12 protein-coding genes are annotated in these 13,510 nt (G+C 42.8%); 9 read left to right on the top strand and 3 right to left on the bottom strand.

Going from position 1 to position 13,510, the window contains the following annotated elements; translation table 11 throughout:
- Window positions 1-88 precede the first annotated feature (88 nt).
- Window positions 89-2,131 (bottom strand): magnesium chelatase ATPase subunit D, encoded by a 2,043-nt coding sequence (gene bchD / locus G3T18_RS10610; RefSeq protein ID WP_224410528.1) that lies wholly within the window; start codon window positions 2,129-2,131, stop codon window positions 89-91.
- A 298-nt stretch (window positions 2,132-2,429) separates the two neighbouring features.
- On the opposite strand from bchD, the gene G3T18_RS10615 reads away from it, so the two are divergent.
- The 5 genes from G3T18_RS10615 to G3T18_RS10635 all read left to right on the top strand — a co-directional run bounded on the left by G3T18_RS10615 (window position 2,430) and on the right by G3T18_RS10635 (window position 8,291).
- Entirely contained in the window at window positions 2,430-3,341 is a 912-nt protein-coding gene (locus tag G3T18_RS10615) for a hypothetical protein (RefSeq protein WP_224410529.1), read from the top strand.
- Window positions 3,342-3,537: 196 nt separating this feature from the next.
- A complete protein-coding gene (locus G3T18_RS10620; protein ID WP_224410530.1) occupies window positions 3,538-4,452 on the top strand; it encodes a YihY/virulence factor BrkB family protein in 915 nt (304 codons plus the stop codon).
- A 155-nt stretch (window positions 4,453-4,607) separates the two neighbouring features.
- Window positions 4,608-5,519: a YihY/virulence factor BrkB family protein gene (locus tag G3T18_RS10625; protein WP_224410531.1), complete on the top strand. Its 912-nt coding sequence runs from the start codon at window positions 4,608-4,610 to the stop codon at window positions 5,517-5,519.
- 107 nt (window positions 5,520-5,626) lie between these two features.
- Complete coding sequence (locus G3T18_RS10630) at window positions 5,627-6,856, top strand: S-layer homology domain-containing protein (RefSeq protein ID WP_224410532.1); 1,230 nt, start codon at window positions 5,627-5,629, stop codon at window positions 6,854-6,856.
- Between the two features lie 385 nt (window positions 6,857-7,241).
- Window positions 7,242-8,291 carry a M42 family metallopeptidase gene (locus G3T18_RS10635; protein ID WP_224410533.1) on the top strand — a complete coding sequence of 350 codons (1,050 nt, stop codon included), beginning with the start codon at window positions 7,242-7,244 and terminating at the stop codon, window positions 8,289-8,291.
- Here G3T18_RS10635 and G3T18_RS10640 read toward each other — a convergent pair.
- Window positions 8,288-8,923: a hypothetical protein gene (locus G3T18_RS10640; protein WP_224410534.1), complete on the bottom strand. Its 636-nt coding sequence runs from the start codon at window positions 8,921-8,923 to the stop codon at window positions 8,288-8,290. The two genes, G3T18_RS10635 and G3T18_RS10640, sit on opposite strands and share 4 nt — an antisense overlap.
- 187 nt (window positions 8,924-9,110) lie before the next feature.
- Here G3T18_RS10640 and G3T18_RS10645 point away from each other — a divergent pair, with 187 nt between their 5' ends.
- Together G3T18_RS10645 and nblB are read left to right on the top strand one after the other, a co-directional pair.
- Window positions 9,111-9,569 carry a CBS domain-containing protein gene (locus tag G3T18_RS10645; protein ID WP_224410535.1) on the top strand — a complete coding sequence of 153 codons (459 nt, stop codon included), beginning with the start codon at window positions 9,111-9,113 and terminating at the stop codon, window positions 9,567-9,569.
- An 81-nt stretch (window positions 9,570-9,650) separates the two neighbouring features.
- Window positions 9,651-10,313 carry a phycobilisome degradation protein NblB gene (nblB, locus tag G3T18_RS10650; protein WP_224410588.1) on the top strand — a complete coding sequence of 221 codons (663 nt, stop codon included), beginning with the start codon at window positions 9,651-9,653 and terminating at the stop codon, window positions 10,311-10,313.
- A gap of 154 nt (window positions 10,314-10,467) precedes the next feature.
- Here nblB and G3T18_RS10655 read toward each other — a convergent pair whose 3' ends face one another.
- The gene (locus tag G3T18_RS10655) at window positions 10,468-11,343 is read right to left on the bottom strand and encodes an SDR family oxidoreductase (RefSeq protein WP_224410536.1); all 876 of its coding nucleotides are present in this window, start codon (window positions 11,341-11,343) and stop codon (window positions 10,468-10,470) included.
- Between the two features lie 163 nt (window positions 11,344-11,506).
- On the opposite strand from G3T18_RS10655, the gene G3T18_RS10660 reads away from it, so the two are divergent.
- Window positions 11,507-11,734: a hypothetical protein gene (locus tag G3T18_RS10660; RefSeq protein WP_224410537.1), complete on the top strand. Its 228-nt coding sequence runs from the start codon at window positions 11,507-11,509 to the stop codon at window positions 11,732-11,734.
- Between the two features lie 105 nt (window positions 11,735-11,839).
- A complete protein-coding gene (locus tag G3T18_RS10665; protein WP_224410538.1) occupies window positions 11,840-13,483 on the top strand; it encodes a DUF3084 domain-containing protein in 1,644 nt (547 codons plus the stop codon).
- The last annotated feature ends 27 nt before the right edge of the window (window positions 13,484-13,510 follow it).

Genomic DNA, 13,510 nt, shown 5'->3' on the forward strand with positions numbered 1-13,510 from the left:
TTGTATTTTACTTGTCATTAAAGAATTAATAACTAGAAAATAATGGGAGCAAGATGCTCCCACGAAGAAGAATTTTCCTCTTTTAAGATTAGCGGACAGAAGCGATCGCGTCTTTGGTCATGGCAGCGATCGCGCGATCGGTGGCTTTGGGTAAATGATAGTATTTACCTCCGGCTTGTTTTGCCAATTCTTTCGCAAAGCCCGTAGACACGAACTTATTTTCGGTGTCGATGACTAACATTTGCATTCCTAAAGCCCGAATTCTCGCCGCAATGTCTAACAATTCTCCTTTGATATCCGGTTTCTCTCCTTCTGGGAGCGTGTCAACATCGCCGAGAGAACGAGCTAAGGGAATATTACCGCGTCCATCAGTAATCGCGACAATGACAACTTGACCGATATCTCCCGACATTTGAGCATTTGTCCCGACGTGAACTGCACTGGAAAGTCCGTGTGCGAGAGGTGAACCGCCTCCACAAGGCATTTTTTCCAAACGCGATCGCGCCATTGTAATCGAACGAGTTGGAGGTAACAAAACTTCCGCTTGTTCCCCCCGAAAGGGAATTAACGCCACCATGTCGCGATTTTCGTAAGCTTCGGTAAGTAAGCGCAAAACAGCGCCTTTGGCTGACTGCATCCGATTTAACGCCATCGAACCCGAAGCATCCACCACAAAGATAATCAACGCCCCGGCTTTTCTGGCTAGGCGTTTTGAGCGAATATCACCCGTTTCCACAATCACCTGGCGATTTGGATAACGCTGACGACGTGCTTTCTGATAAGGTGCAGCCGCGCGTAACGTAGCATCCACGGCGATTCGGCGTACTTTGCCTTTCGGTAACATCGGCTTCACGTAACGTCCCCGATCTTCCGAGAAAATAATGCTGCGACTGCCTGATTTTCCTTGGCGTTTCGCCATTTGCGCGAAATACAACACGCTGGGATCGAGAATTACCCCTTCCGAATCAAAGACAAATTCTTCAGGAATTCCCGGCGGTTCTTGTTCCGGCTCCTCATTATTTTCCTCTTCTTGCTCGTCTTGTTCTTGTTCAGACTCATTTTGAGGTTCTTCCTCTTGGGGAGGCGGTGGTGGCGGCGGTGGCGGCTCCTCTGGAGGCGTTTCGATGAGGGTGGAGCGCGGCACGATTACCAATTCTACTGCTCTGCGTAAATCTTCCGCGTTAACGCTGTTGCGTCCTTCTAAAGCTGCGGCTGCTTTCGCTACTCGCACCGCAAATAATTCAGCCCGATGTCCTTGTACGCCACCACGAATGGCTTCTTGGACTAAATAGCTAATTTGTTCTCGGTTAATTTGGACATCTTTGAGCCATTCTCTAGCTAAGATAATTTGGGTTCTCAGGTCGTCAATTTCTTCATCATACTTGCGGAGGAAGTCTTGAGCCGAGGTAGCAAATTCGATCGCTTGCGTCACTGCTTGGACTCGCCGATCTAAAGATAAAATGCCATCAGCCGAGAGGGTAATAGCAATTCTGTCGAGTAAATGTTCTCGCAGGGGACCTTCTTCGGGGTTGTAGGTAGCGATAAGTAAAGGTTTGCAGGGATGTTCGATGCTAATCCCTTCTCTTTCAATACGGTTGCGTCCCTCGGTAAGTACAGTTAGCAATTGATTGGCGATTTGGTCGTCGAGGAGGTTAATTTCATCGACATACAAAACGCCTCGATGGGCTTGGGCTAACAATCCTGGTTGAAAGACCGATTCGCCTTGTTGAACCGATTTTTCGACATCTACGGAACCTAAAAGTCGGTCTTCGGTGACTCCGAGGGGTACTTGGACGAAAGGGGCGGGAATAATTTCCGTGGAGTAAGTTGGTGGTTCGGTAGTAGCGCTAGAACCATTTTGCGTACCATCTCTTGACAACTGCGCCCTTTCCTGTTCCCATTCTGCCACCGAACAGTTAAAAGGCGACTCACAGACAACTTCAATCGGCGGTAACAAAGAATGGATCGCCCGCGCCATTACTGATTTTGCCGTACCGCGACGACCAGCGATCGCTACTCCTCCCAATCCGGGATCGATTGCGGCTAACAACAAAGCGAGTTTGATCGCTTCTTGTCCCACTACAGCCGTCAGGGGAAAACTTGGTTTGGCAGTCAATGTATTTGCAGGCATAGGATTTCGCACTTAGCACCTCAGCTTTCTCAGCTTACCAAAGTTTGTGGTGCGCGCGATCGCCCGCTTCCTCTCGGCAATCTTCATCAAAACTTCATCAAACTAGTCTTTATTTTAAGTTAATTTATATAGTTGTTTGGGTAAATCAGCAAATTTACTGACAAAAATCTGTAAATAGAAAATTTTTTGTGTATTTAATATCTAATTAATAAGCTGTACTTATCTCAAAAAAACGATCTAGGTAAGCAGCAATCAGCTTGTAATTCAGCATTTACCTCGTTTTCGGAGTTCAATATCTATGAGTGTATTTCGCACAGCCAAAAACTTAGTCCAGTTTTCGGTAACTGTCACTGGTTTAACTCTCTTAGGACTAGCAATCTCTGAGTCGGCTCGGGCAGCTAGTTTCACCGTGGGCGGTTATACTTGGGACGAAGCTAATACCGTCACTACCGCAGAAGTAGTTGAAGGTGATTTAGCTTTTGACCTCGGTTTCCGAACTGCATTTAATCCTGGATCTAGCTTCGATCCTAGTAAAAGTATCGGTCAATTGTTAGGATTTGAATCTGGTGGTCCGAGTGCTACTTCTGTACCCTTTCCTGACTCGAATAGCACTGAAGCATTACCAAATGTTGACCGCGCAACCATCGAACTAAGTTGGGGAGGACTACTGTTACCTAACTTCGATGGCGAAGATTTTGTCATTTATGAAGCTGGTAGCGCTACTTCTCCAGAAGGTTTTAGTGTCTCAGTATTTAACACTTTAACTAATGAATGGACGAACAAACGTTACGAATTTTTCGATAGTTTCGATCAACCAAATGGCGTTCTCGCGACAGCTTTCGACTTCGATGATTTTGGCTTGGATAGCGATGCGTTAATTTCCGCTATTCGCATTACTAATTTGTTTAACTCGGAAGCTGCTAATGGTGCAGATAAAGTTGACGATCCTTCCGGAGAAGGTAATGTTTTATTTGCTGGAGATGCGGGTTATGAAGATGGTTTTGCCTTGCTAAATACAGCAAATGGAAGCGAATATCCTACGGGTTCTTTGGATACAGATTTGGTTTACTTAGCAGGTTTACACGATATAATTTCTTCTGAACCAACTGACCCCACTGACCCCACACCAGTTCCCGAACCAACTTCTGTTTTGAGTTTACTCGCTTTTGGTTTGGTTAGTGTTAGTTCATTTTGGCAGCGTAAAAAGTGATCGGTTGTAGAGACGTTGTCAGCAACGTCTCTACTTCGTAGTATGTTCAGGTCTCGTTTGAAAACACTATCAATGGCTGTTTAGACAAATTCTAACTTTTGGCTGTTGTCAGACAAAACCGAGCCATCGGAAACTAAAGTTGAGAGCGATCGATCGCTGTGAGGCGATCGCCAACAGCTAGTGGAAAAGGTGGCAAGTGAAGATTAAAACTATATTTGAGCTACTTAAGGAAACATTTCAAGAGTGGCAGGAAGATAAAACACCGCGACTGGCGGCAGCTTTAGCTTATTATACGGTTTTCTCGTTAGCACCCTTGTTAATTATTGCGATCGCGATCGCGGGCGCAATTTTCGGCGAAGAAGCTGCTAGAGGCGAAATTGTCGGACAAATTCAAGGTTTAGTCGGACAAAATGGCGCAGAAGTAATTCAAACAGCGATCGAAAATGCTAATCAACCCGATTTGCGTAATACGGCTTCTTTAATTAGTATAATCGTGCTTTTGTTTGGTGCTTCTGGTGTTTTTGCTCAACTTCAAGATGCACTTAATACTGTTTGGGAAGTTAAACCTAAACCGGGACGAGGGATAAAGAATTTTATTAGAAAGCGGTTATTATCTTTCTCTGCGGTGCTAGGAATTGGTTTTTTATTAATGGTATCTCTCATAGTTAATGCGGCTTTAGCTGGTTTAAGCACTTATCTGAGCGAATTAGTTCCCGGCATAGATCTTCTCTGGCAAATTCTCAATTTTTTGCTTTCTTTTGCAATTATTACCTTTCTCTTTGCGTTACTTTATAAATATCTTCCCGATGTAAAAATTCAATGGAGTGATGTTTGGATTGGTGCGGCAATCACTTCTTTACTATTTACCATTGGTAAATTTATTTTAGGAGCATATTTAGGTAGAGGTAGTTTTGGCTCAACTTACGGTGCGGCTGGTTCGTTAGTAATTGTTTTAGCTTGGGTTTACTATTCAGCCCAAATTCTCTTTTTCGGTGCAGAATTTACTCAAGTATATGCGAGAAGATATGGTTCGCAAATTGTTCCTGACGAACATTCGATGCGCGTAACTGAAGCAGAAAGGGCAAAACAAGGAATGCACCGCGATCGCTGAAAACTTAGAGCAAATTTTGTGATTGAGCTAAGTGAATCAAATTGGGGAAATTTAACCCGAAAATTAGCTAATTTTTTCGCTCGGAACCAGACAAATTTATCTTAAGAAAATGGGGTGCAATCAAAGTATAGTCAAAAAAGTATAGGGAAAGAATAATGAGTCCAAAAAATATTTTCGGACTATTAAAAGAAGCATTCAGTGAATGGCAAAAAGATAAAGCCTCCAGGCTAGCAGCAGCTTTAGCCTATTATACCGTGTTTTCTCTCGCACCAGTGGTAATTATCGCCGTGGCGATCGCGGGTTCGATTTTTGGTGCAGAAGCCGCTAGAGGCGAAATTGTCGGGCAAATTCAAGGGTTAGTTGGTGAAGCTGGTGCAGAGGTAATTGAAACCGCCATTGAAAATGCTAACCAACCCGATCTTAAAAATGTTGCCTCATTTTTTAGCATTATTTTACTTTTATTTGGTGCTTCAGGCGTATTTGCCGAATTACAAGATTCGCTCAATACTGTTTGGAATGTTAAAGCTAAACCGGGGCGGGGTATTACTAATTTCGTGAGAAAGCGAATTTTGTCTTTTGCAATGGTTTTAGGAATCGGTTTTTTGCTGTTAGTATCTTTGGTGATTAGTGCGGCTATATCTGCTTTGAGTAATTATCCGCAAAGTTTACTAACAGGCTTTGAATTTATGGGGCAATTTATCAATATAATAGTTTCTTTTGGCGTAATTACACTTTTGTTTGCGCTAATTTATAAATACCTACCTGATGTGAAAATTAAATGGAGCGATGTCAGAATTGGTGCAATTATTACTGCTTTGTTATTTACTCTCGGTAAATATATAATTGGTTTGTATTTAGGCAGAGGAAGTTTTGCTTCAACTTACGGTGCGGCTGGTTCGGTAATTATTATTTTGGCTTGGGTGTATTATTCGGCACAAATTCTTTTCTTCGGCGCTGAATTTACCCAAGTTTATGCTCGAAAATATGGTTCGCAAATTATGCCCGATCGCCATTCAGTTTCGGTTACTCGCCCGAAAAGTGCAAGACAAGGGATTGAAAGAAATTAACCTTCAAGATTGCAATAAAGATTGCTATAATTAAATAATAGTCAAAGAAAACTTAATCCCAATTACAAACGCCAATGCGCTAGGCTAGAGATAAGAGCTTGGTAATAGTGAACGTGCTGCTAAATCGATTTTTGATTGTTCGTTTGACTCTGGGAGCAATTGTTTTAGCTTCCTTGAGTAGTTGTAGCGGTGGAGATGCAGAAAAATGGTTTGCTGCCGATCCGCAGTTAAAAGAAAACCAACCAGTTATTGCTAGTTCTCCGGAAACCGATCGACCCACCCAAAGTACAACTAAACTACCGGATGATTTTCCGCAACAAATTCCTCTTTATCCCCAGGCAAAAATACTCAATGTTAAGTCAGAAGATACGTTGGGGAAAGTCCAAATTCTTTGGGCTTCTGCCGCTCCTAGTAACGAAATCGAACAGTTTTATCAAGAACAATTTCAGTCGGATAATTGGGAGATTGTTCAAGAATTTACGGCTGCGAATAATAGCGATGAAAAAACGGCGATCGCGCGTCAGGGTGAGTTACAGGTAAAAGTTGCAGTTGCTTCACCGACAAGTGAATCTTCCTCAGAAGCAGAAGGGGCGACAACTTTTGCGCTGGAGTATCAGCAAGGAACAAATGTGGCAACAGCAGAGACAGAAAATCCGGAACCAGAAGCGGAAAATACCACCACAGAAAGTGAGTTTACTGACTTAGAACAAATCCCCGAAATAACTCAAAAATATATCCAAGATTTAGCTAATTTAGGTGTTTTCGATCTCGACGGAAACTTTGAACCAAATAAAACAATTACGCGCCGCGAATATGTCGAATGGTTAGTTAAAGCTAACAATCTTTTTTATCAGAATAATCCCGGTAAACAAGTGCGTTTGAGTAGTACGGTTAATCAACCTGCATTTGCAGACGTTCCTACCTCAGATCCTGGTTTTCCGGAAATTCAAGGTTTAGCAGAAGCAGGGATTATTCCCTCTCGATTGACGGGAGATGGTGTAGCCGTGCAATTTCGCCCGAATGCACCGCTAACCAGGGAAGCATTGATTGCTTGGAAAGTACCGTTAGATAGTCGTTCCGGCTTACCTACAGCTTCGATAGAGGCAATTGAGAAAACCTGGGGTTTCCAAGATGCAGCGAAAATCGATCCAAAAGTGCAGCGATCGCTACTCGCGGATTTTCAAAATGGCGAACAAGCAAACGTGAGACGGGTGTTTGGTTACACTACTTTGTTTCAACCTCAAAAACCCGTTACTCGTGCCGAAGCTGCTACAGCTTTGTGGTATTTTGGCTATCAAGGTGAGGGAATTTCGGCGGCGGATGTCAGTACAAATTAATAGTACAGTTCGTAGTTGGGTTTTAGCGTTGATTTTTTTAGGAGTGAAATAAATTGAATATTTTTCGGTTTTTTCTGGGATGAAAGAGCGCTAAAGCGCTTACTACGAACGCTGATTTTTGGGGAAATTTCCCGGTTTTTTAGGAGTGAAATGAAAGAGCGCTAAAGCGCTTACTACGAGCGCTGATTTTTTGGGAAATTTCCCGGTTTTTTAGGAGTGAAATGAAAGAGCGCTAAAGCGCTTACTACGAGCGCTGATTTTTTGGGAAATTTCCCGGTTTTTTAGGAGTGAAATGAAAGAGCGCTAAAGCGCTCACTACGAACGCTGATTTTCGGGAAATAGAAAGTAGAAAAATAAATCAGCGAGCAAGATGCTCGCACTCTAAATGTTAAATTACGATCGCCTGTTTGAAACGATAGAAGAATTGGTGCTACATCATTCTCCAAGCGGTGTGGAGAAGGAAATTGACGAGTTACTGCTAAAAAAATTTTCGGCTTTGGGAGTGGAAACTTGGCAGGATCGCGCTGGAAATATCATTGCGAAAATTCCAGGTGAAAGTAGTAATGATGCTGATGCGATCGCGATTACCGGACACAAAGACGAAATTGGTGCTATTGTCAAAAGTATCGACCTTGAAGGCTGTTTATCTATTCGTAAATTAGGCGGTTCTTTTCCCTGGATTTATGGCGAAGGAGTGGTCGATATTCTCGGCGGCAAGCAAACAATTAGCGGCATACTTTCTTTTGGTTCGCGTCACGTTTCCCACGAATCTCCGCAGAAAGAACAACAAGAAGATGTTGCTTTACGTTGGGAAAATGTTTGGGTAGAAACGAAACTTACTCCTGACGAATTAGCCACCGCCGGAGTTCGTCCTGGAAGTCGAGTTGTGGTGGGAAAACATCGGAAAAAACCAATTCGTTTGGGAGATTATATCGGTAGCTATACTTTGGATAATAAAGCTTCCGTGGCAATTTTATTAGCTCTTGCTGAAGCAATTAAACAACCAGCAGTTGATGTTTATTTAGTTGCTTCTGCGAAAGAAGAAGTTGGTGCAATTGGGGCTTTATATTTTACCCAAAATCAACCTTTAGATGCGTTAATTGCTTTAGAAATTTGCCCTTTATCTTCCGAGTATCCAATTCAACCAGGAAGCGAACCAGTGTTATTATCACAAGATAGCTATGGCATTTACGACGAAGGTTTGAATCGAGAATTACAACAAGCAGCAGAAAAAGCCGAGACGGGACTACAATTTGCGGCAATTAGCGGTTTTGGGAGCGATGCTTCCATTGCGATGAAATTCGGTCATGTCGCTCGCGCTGCTTGCTTAAGCTTTCCCACCGAAAACACTCACGGTTACGAAATTGCCCATCTCGGCGCGATCGCTAACTGTATCAGGATTCTGCAAACTTATTGCCAAATGCTGAGGAACTAATAACAAAAATCAATATTGCTACCTCCTGCTCTTTGACCAGAAATCCAACCTCTGCTGGGAGCAGAAATTTGATACCAAGTGCGTCCCTCACCACCTTGTTCAGTAACGCCTGTAATGGTCATTGTTTGACCTGCTTTCACCGAACCTTGGGCGGGAATTGCTCCTTCTAAAGGTTGAGGGCGAACTGCTAAATTAACTAAAGCTACGCGACAGGAATTAACTTGTCTCGGGACGCGATTAGTCTCTCTGGTAGCAATCGGTCTAGTTGTAGTCGTTGCTCTGGGAGTAGGAAAGCTTTGTGCTTGGTTATTATCGCACAAAGTCAGATGTCGGGCGATCGCATAACCTCCCACGGGCGAACTTACTAAAATCCAGCCGTTTGCGCCATTATCTTTGAGAACCACTGTCTCATTCTCTTGCAAAGTGTAGACCACACCACTACTCAACGAGGGAGATAAATAAATATCCGTCACTCTCGTCGCTTGACGACATTGTCCGGCGATTTCTCCTGTTTGGGCGAGTTGCAACTCGTTAGAGACTTTTTCTTCTGTCGTTGAAGCTACTGATATGTCAGCTACCGTGGCTGTTCCACCCACTAAACCACAAATTAACACTGCGAATAAGCGATTCATCTATACTACCCTTGAATCTAAAATACTTTTCCCTAAAGCATATACAGCGCTACTTAATTAATGTCAATCTTTCTTTTGAGCGAGGGAATTATTTCCCCACCTGGGGATAACAATCTCAACATTCGTTCACTTTGAGACAAGCAATTTTCTAGAATAAATCCAGTAACCTACGATTTTATCGCTAAATATGTCTAAATCTGTTGCCGATATAATGACTCCCAATCCTGTTACAGTGCAGCCGCAAACACCTCTGAAGGAAGCAATTAAACTGATTGCCGAAAAACGGATTAGCGGCTTGCCTGTGGTTAATGAAGCTGGTAAATTAGTCGGCGTAATCTCGGAAACTGACTTGATGTGGCAGGAAAAAGGTGTAGATACGCCACCCTATATCATGTTTCTTGATAGTGTAATTTATTTGCAAAATCCTGCCCGTTATGACAAAGATATTCACAAGGCTTTGGGGCAAACTGTTGAGGAAGTGATGAGCGATAAGCCCATTACCATTAAACCAGATAAATCGCTACGAGAAGCTGCTCAATTACTCCATGAGAAAGAAATTCGCCGCTTACCAGTAGTAGATAACGAAGGTAAAGTGGTAGGAATTATCACCCGTGGGGATATTGTCCGAGCGATGGCTAGTGAATGACAATAATAACGGATCGATTGTTTGTCGTTAGTTATTAGTTACTAACGACGATCGACCATAGCCATGAATAAATTACCTGTAATGAATCTTACTCCTGAATCAGTTCAACAATTGCTTAATTCCGATGATTTTGGCGATCGCTTAACTGGAGTTAATCAATTACGTCAACTCGATCGCGCGATCGCTTTTGAGATGATCCAGCCTTTAATCCTTGACAAAAACGCTCGCGTGCGCTACTCAGCCGCGAGTCAAATGGATACATTAGGACAAGAAAATTTAGAGAAATCTTGGCAAATTTTACGCGATCGCCTCTTGAATGATTCGGAACCTGATGTTCAAGCAGCAGCCGCAGATGCGATCGGCGCGCTCAAGCTGACTGAGGCTTTCAACGACTTAAAGCAAGTTTACTATCAATCTTCAGAATGGCTGGTGAAATTCAGTATTATTGCTGCTTTAGGTGAAATGGGCGATCCCCGTGGCTTTGATTTGCTGAAAGAAGCTTTAGAGTCAGACAATAATTTGATTCAAACTTCTGCGATCGGTTCTTTAGGAGAATTAGGCGATCCCCGTGCTATTCCTCTGTTGATTCCTTTTGCTACTGACTCAGATTGGCAAATACGCTATCGTGTAGTCCAAGCCCTCGGTCGTTTAGGCGGTGAAGAAGCGAAATTAGCCCTAGAAAAACTGGCTAAGGACGAAGTTGAACAAGTCGCTGAAGAAGCGAAAAGAATACTCGCAACTTAAGCATAATTCAGTTCGTAGTGAGGACTTTAGTCCTCTCTTCAACTAGCCAAATAACGCCGTAGAAAACCCTTCGTACTCAGGAGTTTAGTCCCCTCTTCAACTAGCCAAATAACGCCGTAGAAAACCGTTCGTAGTGAGGAGTTTAGTCCTCTCTTCAACTAGCCAAATAACGCCGTAGAAAACTTTCTAATGATTCCATCTGAATTTTATAAATCGATTCCAGATTAGCAATTTCTGCTGGCGTGCAAAAAAATTCATTTGCTAATAATGTCCGAAATGTACCTAATTGTTTTTGCGCTTTCGGATTCAAAAATCCTAACCCCGTACGCACACCATCAACTACCAACAGTGGTGGATTGATAATAATTGGTTCTTTGTTGAAGATGCGCGAGAAAATTTGCGGAATGTCTTCCCGTTTGAGAATATCGGGTCCCCCGACTGGGAAAATTTTGTTTTTGGCTTTTTCAATTGTTACTGAATCAACAGTAATTTTTGCTAAATCGTCTGTACTGACGATAGAAGAGCGATTGCGGCGATCGCCAACTAACAAATAAATGCCTGTGTCGCGGAATCTTTCCGCCGCCGAGAGCAAATTATCCGCTAATCCAGAAGGTCGCAGAATTGTATAATTTAAACCACTCTTGCTCAAATATTTTTCTACTTCTCGTTTCGCTTTAAAAGTGGGAGCATCTTCGTAACCTCGATCTGCTCCTAATACAGAAATAAAGACAAAATGCTTAACTTTATTGGCGATCGCGCGATCGATTAACTCAATATTAGCTCTGTAGTCCAGTGCTTGAGCATCTCCATCGGAACCGTGGGCGCTGATGATATACTCAACTCCTTGGGTAGCTTTCTCGATGTCTTTATCTTCGCGCAGATCGCCGATAAAGGTTTGCGCGCCGCGCTCTTCTAATTCCTCGTAACGAGAGCTAAGACGCACAAAAGCTCGTACGGGCAATTCTCGCTCCCGTAACAATCGCACTACTCGTCGTCCAATTGAGCCAGTTGCACCAGTAACTAAATACATAGAACATTTCCTCTTTCTCGGAGCGATCGCTGTTTCTTACCTAATCTGGAGCGAGAAAGCTCGCCCAATAATCGCGTAATTTAGCGGCGAGATGAATCGAGCTTATTTTTCAGCTATTTGGGTCTATTCTGTCCTAGAATAACAAAGAATTTCCCGGAAAGCAATGCTAGTATTTGAAACCTTCCTTGAAGGAGCAAAGGAGCAAGATGAAAAGCTAGATGAAGCAATTCGTCCGACAAGAATTGTTTGCCATTCTTGCCATAAATGTTGGCTGAATAAGTGTAGAATTAGGAAAAAAGAGTTAAGTTCTTATTGTTCTGTTTTAGGTTATGAATCTAAAACCACTGGCTGGAAATTATCCAGTTTTCCCGATCGAGAAACACTTAGTTAACAGGGAAGGTGGTTTCAGCCGAAACCGAGAAAACTGGTTTTTCGTGATTAAAAGCTGGAAACGCGATAAGCTATCAGCTAGTACCAGAGGGCGAGTAGATTAGAAATGACGAGCGCTTATGTCCTGATTGCAGCAGTTTTATTATTGGGAGGCTTACTGGCTGCATTGGGCGATCGCTTGGGGACGAAAGTCGGTAAAGCACGGCTGCGGTTATTTAATCTCCGCCCCAAGCAAACGGCAATTCTGGTGACAATAGTTACTGGAGTATCGATCGCTGCTTCGACTCTAGGGATTTTATTCGCGACAAGTGAGTCTTTACGCAAGGGTGTTTTTCAACTCGACGATATTCTCAAAAAACGTCGTCGCGTGCAACGAGAGTTGGATGAAGTAGAGGCGGAATTAGTAACTGTAAAAGAGCAAAAAGAGCGCGTAGAAGATGAATTAGCCGAAGCAAGAAAGGAGCAAGCTGAAGCTCAACAACGTCTTGATGAAATTAATCTCAAATTTCAGGAAGCTCAAGCTCAATTACAAGAGTTTTCTGCACAAGCTGATGAGTTACGTCAAGAAATTAATTCGCTGTTAACTTCTAAGCAAGAATTAATTGCTCAAAGAAACGAGTTACAACAACAAATTGCTCAGTTGCAAGCGCAGGTGGAAGAACGCGATCGCGAATTGGCTCAGGGACGTGAGATAATTACTGAACAACAACAGCGCATCGAAACTCAACAGCAACAAGTTGCAGCCCAACAGGAGAAACTTGTCGAACAAGAAAGTCGCTTAGCACAAATACAAAGACAACGCAATATTCTGATCGCAGAAATTAATAAACGTGATAATCAAATTGATACCCTCGATCGCGCGATCGCACAACAAAATCAAGCTTTGTCACAACGAGAAACTCGTCTCAAAGAATTAGAAATTGAACTGGAAAAACAGCAAAGTCAGTTACAGAAAGAAATCGATCGACGAGATGAAGCGATCGCGGTACTTGATTTGGCGATCGCGAATCGAGATCGAATTTTGCAAGCGCGTTCCTCCCGCTTAGTTGAGTTAGAAAAACAATTAGCATTGCTACAACAAGAACTAATTGGCTTAGAGGAATATTATGAAAATTATCAAGCACTTCGCGAAGGAAATTTAGCCCTTGTTCGCGGTCAAGTTCTTTCCTATGGTGTCATTACAAATGTTGATGCTTATACAGGAAGAACCGCCTTAGAAAAGCTTTTACGTCAAGCCAATAATACGGCAATTCGCGCCACTAATTTGCCCGAAAATGACCAACGAGTAGTAACAATTACACCTCTCCAAGTCGAACAAGCAATCGCGAAAATTGAAGACGGTCAAAATTATGTCGTGCAAATTGTTTCCGCAGGTAATTATTTAGAAGGAGAAACCCAAGTAAGAGTGTTTGCGGATGTAGTTATTAATCAAAAAATTTTCGATGCTGGTTCAGAAATTGCCACAGTTCCCATCGACCCAATTACAATGACTAAAGAGGAAGTCCAACAGCGAGTAGATTTACTTTTAGCTACCTCTAGCTTTCGCGCTCGTGGTGCAGGTATACTAGGCGATATTCAAGTTGCTGATGGTAGTGTTTCCGAACTGATTACTTTTATCGAGCAAGTGAATAAATATGAAGAACCACTTGATGAGATTAAAGCGATCGCATCGGAACCAACTTACGCTTCTGGTCCATTGAAAATGCGTTTAGTCGCTTTACAAAATGGCGAAATTGTGTTTCAAACTTAATGGGGATTGGGGATTAGGGATTGGGGA

Origin of the sequence: Oscillatoria salina IIICB1 (assembly GCF_020144665.1) — a bacterium.
GTDB lineage: Bacteria > Cyanobacteriota > Cyanobacteriia > Cyanobacteriales > SIO1D9 > IIICB1.